Below are 16,094 nucleotides of genomic sequence, written 5' to 3'. Positions count from 1 at the left end.
TTTGCGAGGCTTCGGACTACTTTCGCGGCCCGCAACGAACGCATCCGGAGCCCCACATGCCGTCCACGCACGATCTTCTGCCCGTGAAGTTCAAGATCCTCCATCCTGTCTGGGAGGAGCACCCCTTGCGCCGCGCCACTGAGCACAGCGCCGGGATCGACCTGCGCGCCTGCCTCGACCAGGATTCCCTGACCATCGACCCCGGACGGCGGGCCATGGTCGGCGCGGGCCTGGCCATCGAGATCGGCGAACCCGGCATCGCGGGCTTCGTCTTCTCGCGCAGCGGGCTTGGCGCGCGAGACGGCCTGACCGTGGCCCAGGGCGTGGGCGTCATCGACCCCGACTACCGGGGCGAGATCACGGTCTGCCTGCTCAACACCTCGTGTGAGCCGAGGACCGTCACGCGCGGCGAACGCATCGCGCAACTCGTGTTCATGCCCTTCCGGGCTCCAGAAATATCGATCCGGGCCGAGCTTTCCGACACCGCGCGGGGCGCGGGCGGCTTCGGGCACACCGGCAACCTCTAACAGGCTCCTGTGACGGCCATGAAAACATCCTTCGAAGAAATCACGACCTGCGAGCTTTCGGCCATCTGCCACACCTACGGCCGTTACCCCCTGGGCATCGCCCGTGCCAGAGGCGCGCGGCTCTACGACTTCGCGGGGCGCGAATACGTGGACCTGCTCTCGGGCATCGCCGTGACCAGCCTCGGTCACTGCCATCCCGAGATCACCGAGGTCATCCGCGACCAGGCGGACAAGCTCGTCCACGTCTCGAACCTCTTCTATCAACGCGAGCAGGTGGCCCTGGCCCAGCGCATCCTGGAGACCTGCCACTGCGACAAGGTCTTCTTCTGCAACTCCGGCGCGGAGGCCAACGAAGCGGCCATCAAGCTGGCCCGCCGCTACCACCGTCTGACGCGCGGCTCGAAAGCCTACGAGGTCGTGACCCTCGCCGGGTCGTTCCACGGCCGCACCCTGGCAACCCTCACGGCCACGGGCCAGGACAAGGTCAAAGAAGGCTTCGACCCGCTACCCGAGGGCTTCGTCACCGTCCCTTGGAACGACATGCACGCTCTGGAAGGGGTCGTGAGCGAAATGACCGCCGCCGTGCTGCTCGAAGTCATCCAGGGCGAGGGCGGCGTAAGGCCCCTGCCGCCCGAATACCTGCGCGGCGTCCAAAAGCTGTGCCGCGAGCGCGGCATCCTCTTCATGATCGACGAGATTCAGACCGGCCTTTGCCGCACGGGCAGCTTCTGGGCCTTCCAGGAATTCGGTCTGACGCCCGACATCTTCACCTCGGCCAAGGCCCTGGCCAACGGCCTGCCCATGGGCGCCATGCTGGCCACGGACGAGGTAGCCCGCGCCTTCTCGCCCGGCTCGCACGCCACTACCTTCGGCGGCGGCGCGCTCCTCTCGCGCGTGGCCGACAAGGTCATCGAAATCATGCAGCGCGACAACCTGGCCGAGCGCGCCCGCGAGATGGGAACCTACGCCAAGGACCGCTTCCGCGAACTGGCTGCCCTGAACCCCGGCAGGATCGCCGACGTGCGCGGCCGGGGCATGATCCTGGGCATCGAGTTGTCCGCGCCCGGCAAGGCGGTCTGGGAAAAGCTCCTGGACAAGGGCTTCGTCCTCAACCTGACCCAGGACAAGGTGCTCAGGCTCCTGCCGCCGTTGACCATCGAACGCGCGGACATCGACCTCTTCGCCCAGGCCCTGGACGAAACCCTGAAAGAAACGGCCTAGCAGCCGGGAGCCACAGTGCAACGCATAGAATTCTCCGTGGCCGAATCCGCTTACGAGCGCGCCGTGACCTTGCTCTCCAACCGCGCACCCCAGGGCTGGGAGGAGTCCCTTTCGCCCGTGGACGGCCGCACCTGGTTCACCTTCCACATCGACGACCACCCGCTGGCCGACGAGCTTGTGGCCTTGCTAAGCCGGGAGTTCCCGGACAGCGCCGTGCGCGTGAGCGAGATCGACGAGCAGAACTGGGCTCTTGCCTGGCGAGAATTCTTCACCCCGGTCATGGCCGGGGAGGCGTTCGAGGTGCTGCCTCCGTGGCTCGCGGCCTCGGGCGGCCCTGGCCGCAAGAGCATCGTCATCGAGCCCAAGATGGCCTTCGGCACCGGCCACCACCCCACCACGGCGCTTTGCCTGGAAGCCATCGGCGAGTTGTCGCAAGGCGGCCGGATCGGCCCGGACACACGGTTTCTCGACATCGGCACGGGCTCGGGCATCCTGGCCATCGGCTTGGCGCTGCTCGGACTCTCCGGCGTTGGCGTGGACATCGATCCCCAGGCCGTGGCCTGCGCCACGGAAAACTTGGCCGCGAACAACGTTTCGGACCGCGTGGCCCTGGCCGTGGGCGGCGTGGAGAGCGTGCGGCCAAAGCCCGGCTACGGGCTGGTGGTGGCCAACATCCTCTCCGGACCGCTCATCGCCCTGGCCCCGGATATCGCGGCGCGTCTTGCGCCGAACGGAGTGCTCGTGCTCTCGGGCGTGCTGACCGAGCAGGCCCCCGGAGTAGCCGCGGCCTACGGGCGGCGAGGACTTCCCGCCCCTGTCTTCCGCCATTCGGGGGAGTGGGCGGCCCTGGTCTTCGACACCGCTGCCAAGAGTTGACCCGCACCCGCCAAATCCATTTTGCTTTTTGCGAAAAGCCCCGGATGCGATACCGCTTCCGGGGCTTTTTTAATGCTCCCGTCATCACCGGAAAGGAACGAACCATGGCGAAACGGCCGCCCGCCGTGTTCTCCAGGCGGTCGTCAAGTGCAACGATCCGCAGACTGTTGCCATTACGACGATAGACCCTGGTTCTGGCGAAAGCAGTAGGGGTCGCGATCCTGTAGGGGGTTCAGGCCCAGGCCTGCGGTCACGGCCAGGCAGCCGCCGCAGCGGGGTTTGTGGACGCAGGAGCGGCAGGCGCTCGCGCCTCGACGGAATTCCCTGGCAGCCGGGGAATCGTAGATCTCCGCCAGACTGTGTTCAGCCAGGCTGCCCAGGGCCGAGGGCAGTTTCCGGCAGGCATGCACCTCGCCATCCGGCAACACGGCCAGGAAACTGAAAGCCGCGCCGCAGCCGTGTCCCGCACAACCGGCAAAGAGCCGCTCCCCGCGGCGCTCCAGGGCCAGATTCAGCAGCCCGTCCTTGAAGGCCAGGACGGGGTTGTCCTGGGCAGCCGCGACACAGGCGTCCAGAAAGCCGCCGTAGGAGGCTGTGTCGGCGCAGGCCAGGGCCGCGCCCTCGCCGAAGAGCGACAGGCGGTTGAAGGTGAAGAGGTCCGTCCGGAGGCGCAAGGTTTCCGCCAGGGGCAGAACCTGCTCCTGATTGGCCCGGGTCAGGGTCAACATGACCATGGAAGAGACCCCTTCCTCCTTCAACAGGTCCAGGAATTCCAGGGTCCGGCGGAAGTGTCCGGGGCCGCGGATGTAGTCGTTATGCTCCTGGAGCCCTTCCAGGCTTACCTGATAGAACACTGGCCGGGCCATGTCACAGACGGCCCTAAGCCGCTCCCGGGACACCGGGTTGCCCAGGATGGCCGGAGACAGTCCGCGCTCCAGGGCCGCAGCGTACAGATCCTCGAAGTGGGGATGCAGGAAGGGGTTTCCGCCGCTGAAACTGACCTGCCCCGGAACGTGGCGCTGCTCGCAGAAGTCGGCCATCTGGTCCAGCACGCGCAGGCCGCGCTTGAGTTTCACGGCCGCGCGCGGGGAGCGGTCGTAGCAATGTCGGCAATGCAGGTCGCAGGCCTGGGTGATGTGCCACTGCAAGGTGAAGGCCTGAGCCCTGGCCAAGTCCTCGGGCACGGGATGATCGCAGAAACCGTTCTCGCGCACCAGCCGGGAGGCAGGCAAGCGGATCAGGCCGGCCTGAGCGGCCTGCCGCAGGGCAAGACGAACGACTGCCGGATTGACGCCCGCGGCGCGGGCCGCCTGGCGCATGCCCGTACCCTCGGCCACAATCTTCAGGGCCAGCAGGTCGGCGTCCGTGGCAGCCTTGGCCAGGCTTCGCCCCTGGCCGGGATCGAACCAGACCAGCAGCAGTTCGCGTCCCGGTTCGGGCTCCGGGGAGCGGGAGTGCTCCAGCCGTGCCGACAGCCCCGTGAACGCGGCTTCGTGCAGGCTCAGACTCGGGTTGAGGAGCGGCGTTTCGGGATCGGCGGGCATATCGGCACCCTGGGCCGCAGTCCGGGCCAGGGCATCACGCAGGGCGTTCAGGGCTTGGATGACGGTCATATGGCCAGCCGGGTTTGAAAGATGACTGCCGCCGGCGGAACGGCGGCGGGATGCGCTTCCGAGGCCAGCCGTCCCGTATCCCTACCCGGACGGCTGGCCTGATTGACCTAGCGCGGACCGCGCTAGTTCTTGGGTGCGCCGCCTCAGCCGCTGGGGGCCGGCTTGTCTTTCGACTTTATGCGCTTCTTCAACTCCTCGAGCTGCTGCTTTTCTTCCTCCGTGATGTTGCCAGCCTTTTCCTTGGCCTTCAACTGCTCCATGAGTGTCTGTTCCTCGGGCGATATGGCGGGTTGGGCGCTCCCGGCGTCCGGACGGCTGCCGCCTCAACCGCTGGTCCCGAGCGCCACACCGGTGCTGGTGGCAACCAGGCCGGCCAGGGTCAGGCAGGCAAGGTACTTCTTGAGATTCTTGGGATTCATCGGGACACCTCCTGGTGCGTACGGGCCAGCCCCCCATGGCTGGCCCAGGTTCTTACGCGGCATGTAGCATAGATAGAATTCGAGGCAAATATTAATTCGGATAGAATCTACTGATAGTCGAAAAATTCAAAGGACTGGACAACTGATTGATAGAGTCGGCAGGCTGCCGACAATCCGACCGACATTATGACGAATATTCACCATCGAATTCACAAAATGGTACAATGAATCCAAGATATGCCTTCAGAGATGCTCGACGAGCCAGCACCAATTGTTCCATCGCATGGATAGATGGAAATAGAGAAATGCTGCAAGCCGTTACGACAAAATTGCTTTCGTCGCACCTTTCGTTTCGCCTTGTTGCTTTGATTGAAATTGGAGTGGAGCAAATGTCGCTGGCCTGCCAGGAAGAAGTCGATAAACTCCGCTTCTCAGGCCGTTCTACAAGCGCCAGATGCAAGGCCGCGCGAAAAAAATCAAGCACGACGGGAGGTTGTCTGCGCGGAGGCTCGAATTCGTCGCGGCGACGCGACATGCGGCGTTTTGGGGGCGATCTGCTAAGGCAGCAGGCGGTAAACCCTGGCCCAGGGCGCGGCGTCGATCACCAGTTCGAAGTCCCGGGCGAAGCGGCTCGGCTCCCCGACCAGCAGTTGCACCATAGCGCTTCCATAGGCCGTTGCGTCCATCATGAAAGCCTCGCGGGTCTGCCTGTTCATGACCACGTGCATGCCCGAACCGCGCTGCCAGGAAAAGCCGCTGTTCCCGGCCTCGTCGAGCACGTCCAGGCTGGCCAGCGGCAACGTTCCGGCGAGGGGCGAATGCAGGAGTCCCTGCTCGGTGTCCACGCGCATGTCGCCCTCAATCCGCGACACGTCGCCCGTAGCGAAGGTGCCGTCGGCCAGATTGCGCGTGCCGAAACGGATGATCCAGCCCGCGAGCCGAAGCGTATCCCAGGAGACCACGAAATACTGGTCCGGGTAGCCGCCTTCCGGCTTTCTCCTGCCGTCCGCCACGGCCTGCGCTTCGGCTTGGGCCGAGAGGCCGTCCAGCCCTGCCAGAGCGGTCATGGGCGGGGTGCGTTCGTGAATGAAGGACGGATTGCCGGATATCTCGGGCCGCTCGGAAAGGGCGCGCTCCTGGGCCTGCATGGAGAAGGCGAAGAAGCGCATCAGGTTCGCGGCCTCGAAAGGCTTGCCTGCGTGCACGGCGGCCAGGGGGTAGAGCCACTTTGCATCGTGGCGCGCGCCGTTGGCGATGGGAAAGCGCTCGGCGTAGAATTCGGCCGCATAGCCGTAATCCCACCACAACCACAGCCACGAGGAAGACGGCGTGACGCTGGAGATTTCCGCGAGCGCGGCGGCATGGCGCGGTGAGAGCACGGGGTCGGGCCTGAGCCTGTCCATGAAAAGGGTCGCGGGCACAAGGATCGCCCCCGCGAGGGCGACGGCCAGGGGAAAGCGGCCCCAGGCGCGCGGGACGAAGCGGCGGGCCAAAAGCCCGAGCCCCAGGACGCCCGCTCCCATCGCGGCCGCGCCAAACATGACGAAACGCGCGCCAAGGATCGAGGCGCACAGACCAAGGGCAAGCAGCGGTACGAACACGAGCGCCGCCGGACGCCTGAACGCCAGCCAAGCGTACCCGAGCACGAGGGCAATGGTCAGGACGGGATGGACCGAAAGATATCGCGCGACGTCGACAAGAGGCATGGACTGCGCTTCGCGGATGCTCTGTAGCACCGAGGGCAGGTTCGGTCCGTTGGTTGCGCTCACGACAACGTCCGCCGCCGGGAACAGCCAGTAGTCAAGACGAACGACGATGTCGCGCACGATCTCAAACCCGAACACCACCACCATCAGCGCGAGAGCGGCGGCTATCGTCCATCCGGCCCGCCGCGAGAATCCCAGTTCCGGCCTGCGCCACACCGCCAGCGCAAAGCCCAGGCCGACTACGACCCCTGCCCCGCCACCAAGCGCGAGCATGGCCAGCGGAAGAAGCGGCAGGACCACCGACCACGGACGCACCTGAGGACGGCCCAAAGCCGCCCCGAGCAGCGCGGCGAAGCAAAGCAGTATGGTAATTACGGGCCGCATGCCCGCATACAGCCACACGCCCGCCATGCACCAAAGCCCCAGGCCGAATGAACCGAAGCAGGCACCGACAGAGACACGATCGGGCGCTCCACGTACATCTGGCTTTTCAGCCGGACCGCGCCAAACTTCACGAAGCAAAGGGGAAAGTGTGATGAACAATTCCACTGCCAGGAAAAGCGGAAAAAACAGCGCAAAGGGATCTGTGTCCAGGCTCCCGACGCGCGTGCGGACGACGTAGCCAAGGGAGCACCCCGCGACCACGGCGGCCGGAAAGCCAAAGGCGAGAATTCCCAGCCGGTGTGCCAGGTGCACGAAGGGGAGTCCGGCCAAGGCAGCGAGCAGCGGCGGGAGCCAGAAGCCGATAGCTTCGGGACTCAGGCCGGTCAGACCGTTCACGAGTTCCACGATGACGGCCAGCGGCTCATGTCCGCGCAAGTTGACGCCCATGGCTCCGGCGAGCCAGGCATATGCATCGTGGGTGCTCATCAGCGGCTGCCCGTCGAGAAGAAGTTCCGGGGCGAACCAGCGCGGCGCCTCAAGCAGGCGAAGCCCCACGCATGCGGCAAAGGCCGCGAAAAGGCATGCGGCCTGGGCGAAGGCGCGCGAAGCGGAGCGCATGGGCAAGGGCTTCTCCATTGGCGGGGATTGGGGTACAGGCTGGCTGCGCTTGCAGCGAAGGCCGATCGATCGTACCCTCTTCGCGGCGACCGTCGAATTCCGGCACCGCGCATAGCCGTGCGACATGTACCGCAGGAAACCATGAATCTCAATCCGATTCGCCTTTATTACCAGACCTTGCTCGACGCCCTGGGCCCAAGCGGCTGGTGGCCCGCGCAAAGCGCTTTCGAAGTCGCCGTGGGCGCGGTGCTCACGCAAAACACCGCCTGGCGCAACGTGGAAAAAGCCCTTGCCGCGCTCAAGGCCGCCGACGCATTCTCCGTGTCGGCCATGCTCGCCCTGCCCATCGAGGACCTGGCCGAACTCATCCGTCCTTCGGGCTACTACCGCCTCAAGGCCGCCCGATTGCGCAACCTGCTCGACTTCCTGGCCCGCGAGGCTGCGGGCGATCCGTCCCTGGCGGACGATCCGGCGCTGTCCTATCTTTCCGGGCAGGATACGCAGGAACTGCGCGAAAAGCTTCTGGCCGTGCGCGGCGTGGGGCCCGAGACCGCCGACTGCATCCTGCTCTACGCCCTTGATCGCCCCGTCTTCGTCGTGGACGCCTACACTGCCCGCGTGGCGGTCCGCCACGGGCTGGCGTCCGAGGACGCGGGCTACGACGAGTTGCAGGACATATTCAGCCGCGCCCTGCCCGAAGATGCGGCCGTATACAACGAATGCCACGCCCTGCTCGTCCGCGTGGGGCACGCCCTGTGCAAGAAATCCCGGCCCCTGTGCGACACCTGTCCCCTGGGAACGTTTCTGGAGACCCGGCCATGAGTCGAACGCCCCTCATCCTCGCGATTCTCGTCCTGGCGTTCATGGCTGCCGCTCCTGCCCTGGCCCAGAAGAACGACGCCGAGTCCCTCAAACGCTCCATCGAGCAGGAGAGCAAGAAGGTCGAGGCCCAGCGATCCCAGATCGGCGTGCTCACGAAACAGGAGCGCGAACTGCATGGCCAGTTGGCCGCCTCGGAGAAGCGCGTCAACTCGTTGGAATCGGAAGTGGCCGCGGCCGAGCGCGAACTGACGGCGGTGGAAAAGCGGCAACAGGACATCCTGGCCGAGCACGGTCGCATCGAAAAACGGCGCGCCGAACTCCAAAGGGAGCTTGCCGGAATCATGGAGACCATCTGGCCCCTACACCTGGAGAACACCACCAACCGTCTCAAGGGCCTGGATTCCTGGGAGGACGCCGACCGTCGCTTCACCTGGCTCGCGGCACTCTATGCCGCGGGTAGCGAGCGTATGGACGAGTTGGCCGAGCGAACCAGCGCCCTGGCCACGAACCTGGCCGAGCAGGACCGCGTGAAGGCCGAGGCGGAAAAAAAGCTCGCGCTGGTCAACACGAGAAAGGACCAGTTGCTGAACGAAAAACTCGCCCTTGCGCGCGAGATACAAAAGATACGTGCGGAAAAGCTGAGCCAGGAAGAAGAACTCAAGCGCATTCTGGCCACCGTGGAAAGCCTCAAGTACCGCCTGAGCCTGTTGACCAGCCGCAAGATAGCCGACCACAAGGGCCGCCTGCCCTGGCCCGCCGACGGCGCCGTGGCCATCCGCTACAACTTGAACGCCAACCCACCTGTCCGAGGCGTCGGGATCAGGCTTGCCGAAGGCGCTCCAGTCAAGGCCGTCTCCTGGGGAAAGGTGGTCCACGACGACGTCTTGCGCGGTTTCGGCAAGGTGATTATCCTCTTCCACGGCGACAACTTCTACAGCCTCTACGCCTACCTTTCCCACAGCAACGTGCGCATGGGACAGGACGTCGAGAAGGACGAAGTCCTGGGTGTCGCCGGTCCCTACCCCGATCTCAAGGGGCATGGTCTCTATTTTGAATTGCGCCGCCAGGAGAAAGCCGTTAACCCGTTCGAGTGGTTGAGCGCCCGAAAGTAACGGTCCCGTTTTTTGTTTTTGGAGGACACATGCGTATCAAACGTTGGCTCTTCGCCCTTTCCCTGATCGTTCTGCTGACCGCCTTTGCCGGGGCGCTGTGCGCCGACACGTCCAAGGTCAGGGAAGACAGGTACGAGGCCCTCAAGCGTTTCAGCCAGGTGCTCGGCCTAGTCGAGGAATACTACGTGCGCGACGTGGGCACCAAGGAGCTCATGGACGACGCCATCAAGGGTCTCCTGCAGCAGCTCGACCCCCACTCGGCCTACATGACGCCCGAGGAATTCCGCGACATGCAGGTCAGCACCTCGGGCGAATTCGGTGGCATCGGCATCGAGATCACGCTGGACAACGGCCGCCTCGTGGTCGTCTCGCCCATCGAGGACACTCCCGCGCACAAGGCGGGCCTCAAGCCCGGCGACATCATACTGGAGATCGACGGCCAGCCCACGCAGGACATGACCCTGACCGAAGCCGTGGGCAAGATCCGCGGCCTCAAGGGAGAGGCCGTGGTGCTGACGATCCTGCACAGCGATTCGCAGAAACCCGAACGAATCTCTATCGTCCGCGACACCATCCCCATCATCAGCGTCAAGAGCGAAGAACTCGACGAGGGCATCCTCTACCTGCGCCTGACCCGCTTCAACGAGAACACCACCCGCGAACTGCACGACAAAATCAAAGAATTCTCGCGCGCCAAGGGCGATCCCAAAGGCGTGATCCTCGATCTGCGCAACAACCCAGGCGGTCTTCTGAATCAGGCCGTCTCCGTGACCGATACTTTCCTCGACGAGGGGCTCATCGTCTACATCCAGGGCAAGGACGAGGCCACGCGCAAGGATTACGCCGCCTCAGCGCAACCCCTTGAAGTAAGCGCGCCCATGGTCACCCTGATCAACGCTGGTTCGGCCTCGGCCTCGGAGATCGTCGCAGGCGCGTTGCAGGACCACAAGCGTTCCGTAATCCTCGGCGACCGCAGCTTTGGCAAGGGTTCGGTGCAGACCGTGATCCCCCTGGCCGACGGTTCGGGCATCAAGCTGACCACGGCGCTGTATTACACGCCCTCGGGGCGCTCCATCCAGGCCGAGGGCATCGCTCCCGACATCGTCCTGCCCTTCGAGGCCCCGCGCGAGACGGAAGACCGGACCATGCTGCGTGAAAAGGACCTTTCAAGACATCTTCACAACAACAGCGAAGGCACGAGCCCCGAGGCCATTGAGCGCAACGGCTCGGCCAAGGCCATGCTGGCCCGCGACAACCAGTTGCGCATGGCCCTCGAACTGGTGCGGCAGCTGCCGCGCCTTCGGGCGCTCAAGTAGCGGGAGCTTCAGAACGCCCCATGCAGCGCTGGCGTCAGGCCTTGAGCGAAGCGGATTTTGGGAGGCGTCTGCGCGCTTTCGCGCGTCGTCGTTGGCCCTGGCTCGCGGTCGCGGTCTTTATCCTCGTGTTTGGCATGGCGGCCGCATGGCTCGCGTCCTTCGGGAACAAGCCGAGCCCGGTCGCTGCCCCCGCGCCCGAATCCTCCGTCGTCGGGCACGTTGGGCTGGTCTTCGAGGACTACTCCGGCGTGGCCTTCGAGGACGAGCTGAAGCGCGTGGACTACTCCCTGCTCCTGACATTGCGCGACACAGGCGTGGATCCAGAGCGTTTCTCACTGCAAGAAGTGACGCACATCCACGAAGACGACCTGGACTATCTGCGCCAGACGATTCTCGTGCGCACCCGCTCTTCCGTCGATGAGTTCACCGCCCTTCTCAAGACCCACCTCACCGAGCACGCCCCCAACTCCGTGGTCGCGGCGGGCGACGACGGCATATTGCGCCTTTCCCTCATGGGCAGGCCAACGCACGAACTGCGCCTCGCCCCGCCAGAGACGCCCCCGCCGACGCTGCCGCTCCGCCTTTCCGGCCAGGGCGTGCTGGCCATCGTCATCGACGACCTGGGCGAGAACCGGTCATTCGCCAAGGCGCTGACCAGACTGCCCTTCCCCGTGACCTTCGCCATCTGGCCCCACGCCTCTCACACCGCAGCCGTGGCCCGCACGGCAACGGCCGCCGGGCTCGATGTGATCATCCACCAGCCCATGGAACCCAAGGGATATCCGCGCATCAATCCCGGTCCCGGCGCCTTGCTCACGAACATGAGCGAGGACGAAATCCGGGTCGCCATCCGGGACAGCATCGCTCGGTTGCCCCAGGCTGTGGGCATGAACAACCACATGGGCTCCGCCTTCACCGCCGATGCGAAGGCCATGCGCGCCGTCATGGCTGAACTCGCGCAAAAGGGGCTCTTCTTCCTGGACAGCCGCACGAGCAATATCTCCGCGGCCAACGCGACGGCAGCCGAATTCAACGTCGTCTTCCTCGGCCGCCACATCTTCCTGGACAACGTTCCCGATGAAGAGGCTGTGCTCATGCAGCTTCACAAAGCCGAACGCATAGCGCTCAAGAACGGCGCGGCCGTGGCCATTGGGCATCCCCATCCCGGCACGCTCGCCGCGCTCGAACGCTTCGCCACTAAGCACGCGCCAGGACTGACCATGGTTCCTGTCTCACAGCTTGCGGGACGGGTCTTGCGCCAGGACCGCGCAACAGCCTCGTCCAAGCCGTCGACGGGCGCGGGCACCCCGTGATCACGGCTTCCTTTGGGCTTGACTGTTCACGGGAAAAAGGAAAAAAGTTGATCTTTTCCGACGGCGCGTTCATTTTCCCGGACCGCACGCCGCGGGTGGACATTCGCGTCCCATAACCTTGGCCCTTCGTGGAGGCATTTTCATGAAAAAGCTTCTCGCCCTGGCCTTTGCCTGTCTGATGTTCATTTCCGTGCAGGCCGACGGCCTCATGGCCGCCAAATACGTCGTCAGCTCCACGCAGATCGTTGAGCATCCGGCGCTTGACGCCGTGCGCGAGGGCTTCCGCGACACCTTGGCCGAAAAAGGCCTGGATGTGGACCTGCGCGTCTACGTAGCCCAAGGCTCCATGGACATGGCCGTGCAGATCGCCAACCAGATGCGCGGCGACAACCCCGACCTGATCCTGGCCATCGCCACCCCCACCGCCCAGGCCGCGGCGCAGCGCATCCGCGACAAACCGATTCTCTTCAGCGCCGTGACCGATCCCGTGGCCGCGGGCCTGGTCAAGGACATGAACAAGCCTGGCGCGAACATCTCCGGCATGACCGACAGGAGTCCGGTGGACCGTCAGATGGCGCTCATCAAGGAGATCGTGCCGGACATCAAAACGCTCGGCGTGCTCTACAACGCGGGCGAAGCCAACTCCGTGGTCTCCTTCGAGCAGATCAAGGAAGAGTGCGCCAAACTCGGCATCGTCGTCGAGCCGCGCACCGTCTCGACCTCGGCCGACGTCTACGCGGCCGCCAAAAGCCTTGCAGGCCGCGTGCAGGCCATCGCCGTGCCCACCGACAATACGGTCATCTCGGCGCTCGAATCCGTGGTCAAAGTCTGCGAGGAAAGCAAGATCCCGCTCTTCGCCGCGGACACCGATTCCGTGCAGCGCGGAGTGGTCGCGGCCATCGCCCTGGACTACTACCGCATGGGCAAGCAGACCGGCGAGATGGCTTGGCGCATCCTGACCCAGGGGGCCAAGCCCGCCGACATGCCCGTCGAGAGCCTGACCGACCTCATGCTCTACGTGAACCTTTCCGCCGCCAAGAAATTCGGCGTCACCCTGCCCGAGGCCCTCGTCGCCCGGGCCGACTCCGTTATCGAGTAACCTTGAACCCGGACCGGGGGTGCGCCGGAAAACCGCGCGCCCCCTTTTCCCACGAGCGATGATCCTCAGCCAATACGCGTTTCTCGGCGCCCTGGAGCAGGGCTTTGTCTATGGCCTGATGGCCCTGGGCGTCTATCTGACGTTCCGTGTCCTCGAATTTCCCGACCTCACGGTGGACGGCAGCCTTCCGCTGGGCGCGGCCGTAACCTCCGTGGCCATCACCAATGGCCACGACCCCTATCTTTCCCTTTCCTTCGCCATGGGCGCGGGATTTTTGGCAGGGGTGACGACGGGCGTCCTGAACACCAAGTTCAAGATCCTGCACCTGCTGGCCAGCATCCTGACCATGATCGCCCTGTACTCGATCATCATCCGCATCATGGGCAGGCCCAACATGACGCTGCTTGGCAAGCCCACGGTGTTCGATCCGCTGATAAGCATGGGCATAGCCTATCACCACGCATCTACTCTGTTCTTCGCCGCCGTGGCGATGCTGGCAGTGGCCTTCCTCATCTGGTTCCTGCGCACCGAAATCGGCCAAACCATGCTGGCCACCGGCGACAACCCCCAAATGATCCGCAGCCAGGGCGTCAACACCCACACCGTCATCATCGGAACCGTGGGGCTTTCCAACGCCCTTGTGGCGCTGGCGGGCGGGCTCATAGCCCAAAACCAAGGCTCGGCCGACGTGAACATGGGTGTGGGCACCATCGTGGCCGGCTTGGCCTCGGTGATCATCGGCGAGACGCTCTTCGGCTGCCGCACGGTGCTTCGGGCCGTGATCGCTGCTGTCATCGGCTCGGTGCTCTATCGACTGGCCATCGCCGTTGCCCTGGGGCTGAAGATCGGCGACTTCTCGTTCCAGCCGAGCGACCTCAAGCTCATCACCGCCGTGCTGGTCGTCCTGGCCCTCATCGCGCCGCAAATCAAGCAGACCCTGAGAAAGCGATGCTCGTCCTAGACGCTATCACCAAATACTTCCACCGGGGCAGCGTGAACGAAGTCCTGGCCCTGAACTCCATCCGGTTGACCGTGGAGAAAGGCGACTTCATCACCATCATCGGCTCCAACGGCGCAGGCAAGTCCACCATGCTCACGGCCATCGCGGGCGGTTTCCTGCCCGATTCGGGCCGCATGCTCATGGATGGCGAGGACGTGACCGCGTGGCCCGAGCACAAACGCGCTCGCTTCATCGGCCGCGTCTTCCAGGATCCGCTCCTTGGCACCTGCGCCTCCATGACCATCGAGCAGAATCTGGCCCTGGCGCTCAAGCGCGGCAAGCCGAGGGGACTTTTACCCGGTGTAAAGGCCAAGGATCGCGAACTTTTCCGCAGCCAGCTCGCCCAGATCGGGCTTGGCCTCGAAGATCGCCTGGGCGACCGGGTGGGACTGCTCTCCGGCGGGCAGCGGCAGTCCCTGACCATGCTCATGGCGACCCTCGTGGAGCCGCGCCTGCTCCTGCTCGACGAGCACACCGCCGCCTTGGATCCCAAGACGGCCAACCAGATCCTCGAACTCACCGAGCGCATCGTGCGTGAGCAACAGCTGACGACCATGATGGTCACCCACAACATGAACCAGGCCTTAAAGCTCGGCAACCGCCTGATCATGCTGCATCGCGGCGAGATCATCCTCGACATCCGGGGCAAGGAGAAGGAATCGCTGCGCGTCGAGGATCTGCTGGCCAGATTCTACACCATCAAAGGCGAGGCATTCTCATCGGACAAGATGCTGCTCGTCTAGTTTTCCAACCCCTTACACCCTTATCCAGCGGAGGTCCGAAAATGATCCAGCGCACCTTGTCCATCATCAAGCCCGACGCCACCGCGCGCAATCTCGATGGCGCGATCCTGGCCATGATCCAGGAAGCGGGGCTGCGCGTCGTGGCCATGAAGCGCCTGCATCTGTCGTGCGAGCAGGCGGGCGGCTTTTATGCCGTGCACAAGGAACGCCCCTTCTACAACGATCTGTGCGCCTTCATGTCGTCCGGGCCGGTCGTGGTTTCGGTGCTCGAAGGCGAGGACGCCATCGCCAAGTACCGCACGCTGATGGGCGCGACCAATCCCGAAAAGGCCGAAGATGGCACCATCCGCAAGCGCTTCGCCCAGAACATCGAGGCCAACTCGGTGCACGGCTCCGACGCGCCCGAGACGGCCGCCTTCGAAATCGCCTACTTCTTCAATGCCTTGGAAATCGTGGGGTAGCCACATGGCGCGCATCGGCTTCATCGGCACGGGCAACATGGGCGCGGCGATCATCAAGGGACTGGCCGGGGCGGGCCATTCCCTGACGGGCACGGACCTGAACCGCGAACGAGTCATGGAATTGGCCCGCGATTGCGGGCTCTCCGCGGCCGACACCCCGGAGGCCGTCGCGGCAGCCGCCGACTACGTTGTCCTGGCCGTGAAGCCGCAGCACATGGAGGCCCTCGTGCGCGGCCTCGTCCCGGTGCTCGGCCCAAACAAGCGGCTCGTGTCCATCGCGGCCGGGCTCTCCTCCGAGCGCCTGCGCGAGTGGAGCGGCGGCATCTGCCCCGTGGTCCGGGTCATGCCCAACACGCCCGCGCTCGTGGGCAAGGGCGTCTCGGCGGTCTGTTTCGATGGCGCGGCCGATCTGGACGAGGACGGACGCGCGGTCGTCCTGGACATCTTCAAGGCGGTGGGCGAGGTCCACGTGCTTCCCGAAAAGGATCTGGACGCCTTCACCGCCGTTGTGGGCTCGGGACCGGCCTACGTCTTCGCCTTCATGGAGGCCGTCATCGAGGCGGGGGTGTCGCTTGGGCTCACGCGCGACGGCGCAACGGCCATGGTCAAGGCCCTCTTCTCAGGCTCGTGCGCCCTGGCCGAACAGGACGGCCGCCACCTGAGCGTCCTGCGCGAGATGGTCACCAGCCCCGGCGGCACGACCATCGCAGCCCTGATCCACATGGACCGCATGGGTGTACGCGGCCACATCGTCGACGCCGTGCGAGCCTCCTGCGAGCGCAGCCGCGAACTCGGCAAGCCGAGCTAGAACCGCGCGCCTCTTTGTCCCCCTCGCTCCGGCCTGACAGTCTGGAGCGCTTCGCT

The 16,094-nt window shown here is 64.8% G+C and carries 15 protein-coding genes; 12 read left to right on the top strand and 3 right to left on the bottom strand.

The features are described 5' to 3' along the window. The first annotated feature begins 56 nt into the window (after positions 1 to 56). The 3 genes from dut to DSAT_RS05165 are packed head-to-tail and all read left to right on the top strand — an operon-like array spanning position 57 to position 2,624. Positions 57 to 527 (top strand): dUTP diphosphatase, encoded by a 471-nt coding sequence (gene dut, locus DSAT_RS05175; protein WP_020886540.1) that lies wholly within the window; start codon positions 57 to 59, stop codon positions 525 to 527. Between the two features lie 18 nt (positions 528 to 545). Further along, positions 546 to 1,748: an aspartate aminotransferase family protein gene (locus DSAT_RS05170; RefSeq protein ID WP_020886539.1), complete on the top strand. Its 1,203-nt coding sequence runs from the start codon at positions 546 to 548 to the stop codon at positions 1,746 to 1,748. A gap of 15 nt (positions 1,749 to 1,763) precedes the next feature. Next, the gene (locus tag DSAT_RS05165; RefSeq protein WP_020886538.1) at positions 1,764 to 2,624 is read left to right on the top strand and encodes a 50S ribosomal protein L11 methyltransferase; all 861 of its coding nucleotides are present in this window, start codon (positions 1,764 to 1,766) and stop codon (positions 2,622 to 2,624) included. 173 nt (positions 2,625 to 2,797) lie between these two features. Here the strand turns inward: DSAT_RS05165 and sbtM are convergent, their stop codons facing one another. The 3 genes from sbtM to DSAT_RS05155 form a co-directional block, all read right to left on the bottom strand. After that, positions 2,798 to 4,237 (bottom strand): thio(seleno)oxazole modification radical SAM maturase SbtM, encoded by a 1,440-nt coding sequence (gene sbtM, locus DSAT_RS05160; RefSeq protein ID WP_020886537.1) that lies wholly within the window; start codon positions 4,235 to 4,237, stop codon positions 2,798 to 2,800. 143 nt (positions 4,238 to 4,380) lie between these two features. Beyond that, the gene (sbtA, locus tag DSAT_RS15615) at positions 4,381 to 4,656 is read right to left on the bottom strand and encodes an SbtA family thio(seleno)oxazole RiPP natural product precursor (RefSeq protein ID WP_167324220.1); all 276 of its coding nucleotides are present in this window, start codon (positions 4,654 to 4,656) and stop codon (positions 4,381 to 4,383) included. A gap of 557 nt (positions 4,657 to 5,213) precedes the next feature. Further along, complete coding sequence (locus DSAT_RS05155) at positions 5,214 to 7,364, bottom strand: STT3 domain-containing protein (RefSeq protein WP_020886534.1); 2,151 nt, start codon at positions 7,362 to 7,364, stop codon at positions 5,214 to 5,216. Positions 7,365 to 7,505: 141 nt separating this feature from the next. Here DSAT_RS05155 and DSAT_RS05150 point away from each other — a divergent pair, with 141 nt between their 5' ends. The 9 genes from DSAT_RS05150 to proC all read left to right on the top strand — a co-directional run bounded on the left by DSAT_RS05150 (position 7,506) and on the right by proC (position 16,038). Further along, positions 7,506 to 8,186 carry an endonuclease III domain-containing protein gene (locus DSAT_RS05150; protein WP_020886533.1) on the top strand — a complete coding sequence of 227 codons (681 nt, stop codon included), beginning with the start codon at positions 7,506 to 7,508 and terminating at the stop codon, positions 8,184 to 8,186. Next, entirely contained in the window at positions 8,183 to 9,298 is a 1,116-nt protein-coding gene (locus DSAT_RS05145; protein WP_020886532.1) for a murein hydrolase activator EnvC family protein, read from the top strand. Before DSAT_RS05150 ends, DSAT_RS05145 begins: the two co-directional genes overlap by 4 nt. A gap of 29 nt (positions 9,299 to 9,327) precedes the next feature. Continuing rightward, positions 9,328 to 10,614, top strand: a complete 1,287-nt coding sequence (locus DSAT_RS05140) for a S41 family peptidase (RefSeq protein WP_020886531.1) — start codon at positions 9,328 to 9,330, stop codon at positions 10,612 to 10,614. Between the two features lie 20 nt (positions 10,615 to 10,634). Next, positions 10,635 to 11,927: a divergent polysaccharide deacetylase family protein gene (locus tag DSAT_RS05135; RefSeq protein WP_020886530.1), complete on the top strand. Its 1,293-nt coding sequence runs from the start codon at positions 10,635 to 10,637 to the stop codon at positions 11,925 to 11,927. 142 nt (positions 11,928 to 12,069) lie between these two features. Then, complete coding sequence (locus DSAT_RS05130; protein ID WP_020886529.1) at positions 12,070 to 13,026, top strand: ABC transporter substrate-binding protein; 957 nt, start codon at positions 12,070 to 12,072, stop codon at positions 13,024 to 13,026. Positions 13,027 to 13,084: 58 nt separating this feature from the next. Next, a complete protein-coding gene (locus tag DSAT_RS05125; protein WP_020886528.1) occupies positions 13,085 to 13,987 on the top strand; it encodes an ABC transporter permease in 903 nt (300 codons plus the stop codon). Beyond that, the gene (locus DSAT_RS05120; RefSeq protein ID WP_020886527.1) at positions 13,975 to 14,769 is read left to right on the top strand and encodes an ABC transporter ATP-binding protein; all 795 of its coding nucleotides are present in this window, start codon (positions 13,975 to 13,977) and stop codon (positions 14,767 to 14,769) included. The genes DSAT_RS05125 and DSAT_RS05120 overlap by 13 nt, the downstream gene beginning before the upstream one ends. A 41-nt stretch (positions 14,770 to 14,810) precedes the next feature. Further along, the gene (gene ndk, locus DSAT_RS05115; RefSeq protein ID WP_020886526.1) at positions 14,811 to 15,230 is read left to right on the top strand and encodes a nucleoside-diphosphate kinase; all 420 of its coding nucleotides are present in this window, start codon (positions 14,811 to 14,813) and stop codon (positions 15,228 to 15,230) included. Positions 15,231 to 15,234: 4 nt separating this feature from the next. Beyond that, on the top strand, positions 15,235 to 16,038 hold the full coding sequence (gene proC, locus DSAT_RS05110) for a pyrroline-5-carboxylate reductase (RefSeq protein ID WP_020886525.1): 804 nt from the start codon (positions 15,235 to 15,237) through the stop codon (positions 16,036 to 16,038). The last annotated feature ends 56 nt before the right edge of the window (positions 16,039 to 16,094 follow it).

This window comes from Alkalidesulfovibrio alkalitolerans DSM 16529 (genome assembly GCF_000422245.1).
Taxonomy (GTDB): domain Bacteria; phylum Desulfobacterota; class Desulfovibrionia; order Desulfovibrionales; family Desulfovibrionaceae; genus Alkalidesulfovibrio; species Alkalidesulfovibrio alkalitolerans.
Note: the sequence above shows the minus strand (reverse complement) of the source record. Positions and strands in the feature narration are given on the sequence as shown.

Coding starts and splice junctions, on each gene's coding strand:
- DSAT_RS05130 (WP_020886529.1), top strand. CDS start 12,070: ATGAAAAAGCTTCTCGCCCTGGCCTTTGCCTGTCTGATGTTCATTTCC.
- ndk (WP_020886526.1), top strand. CDS start 14,811: ATGATCCAGCGCACCTTGTCCATCATCAAGCCCGACGCCACCGCGCGC.
- sbtM (WP_020886537.1), bottom strand. CDS start 4,237: ATGACCGTCATCCAAGCCCTGAACGCCCTGCGTGATGCCCTGGCCCGG.
- DSAT_RS05140 (WP_020886531.1), top strand. CDS start 9,328: ATGCGTATCAAACGTTGGCTCTTCGCCCTTTCCCTGATCGTTCTGCTG.
- DSAT_RS05120 (WP_020886527.1), top strand. CDS start 13,975: ATGCTCGTCCTAGACGCTATCACCAAATACTTCCACCGGGGCAGCGTG.
- DSAT_RS05170 (WP_020886539.1), top strand. CDS start 546: ATGAAAACATCCTTCGAAGAAATCACGACCTGCGAGCTTTCGGCCATC.
- DSAT_RS05145 (WP_020886532.1), top strand. CDS start 8,183: ATGAGTCGAACGCCCCTCATCCTCGCGATTCTCGTCCTGGCGTTCATG.
- DSAT_RS05150 (WP_020886533.1), top strand. CDS start 7,506: ATGAATCTCAATCCGATTCGCCTTTATTACCAGACCTTGCTCGACGCC.
- dut (WP_020886540.1), top strand. CDS start 57: ATGCCGTCCACGCACGATCTTCTGCCCGTGAAGTTCAAGATCCTCCAT.
- DSAT_RS05135 (WP_020886530.1), top strand. CDS start 10,635: ATGCAGCGCTGGCGTCAGGCCTTGAGCGAAGCGGATTTTGGGAGGCGT.
- DSAT_RS05155 (WP_020886534.1), bottom strand. CDS start 7,364: ATGCGCTCCGCTTCGCGCGCCTTCGCCCAGGCCGCATGCCTTTTCGCG.
- proC (WP_020886525.1), top strand. CDS start 15,235: ATGGCGCGCATCGGCTTCATCGGCACGGGCAACATGGGCGCGGCGATC.
- DSAT_RS05125 (WP_020886528.1), top strand. CDS start 13,085: ATGATCCTCAGCCAATACGCGTTTCTCGGCGCCCTGGAGCAGGGCTTT.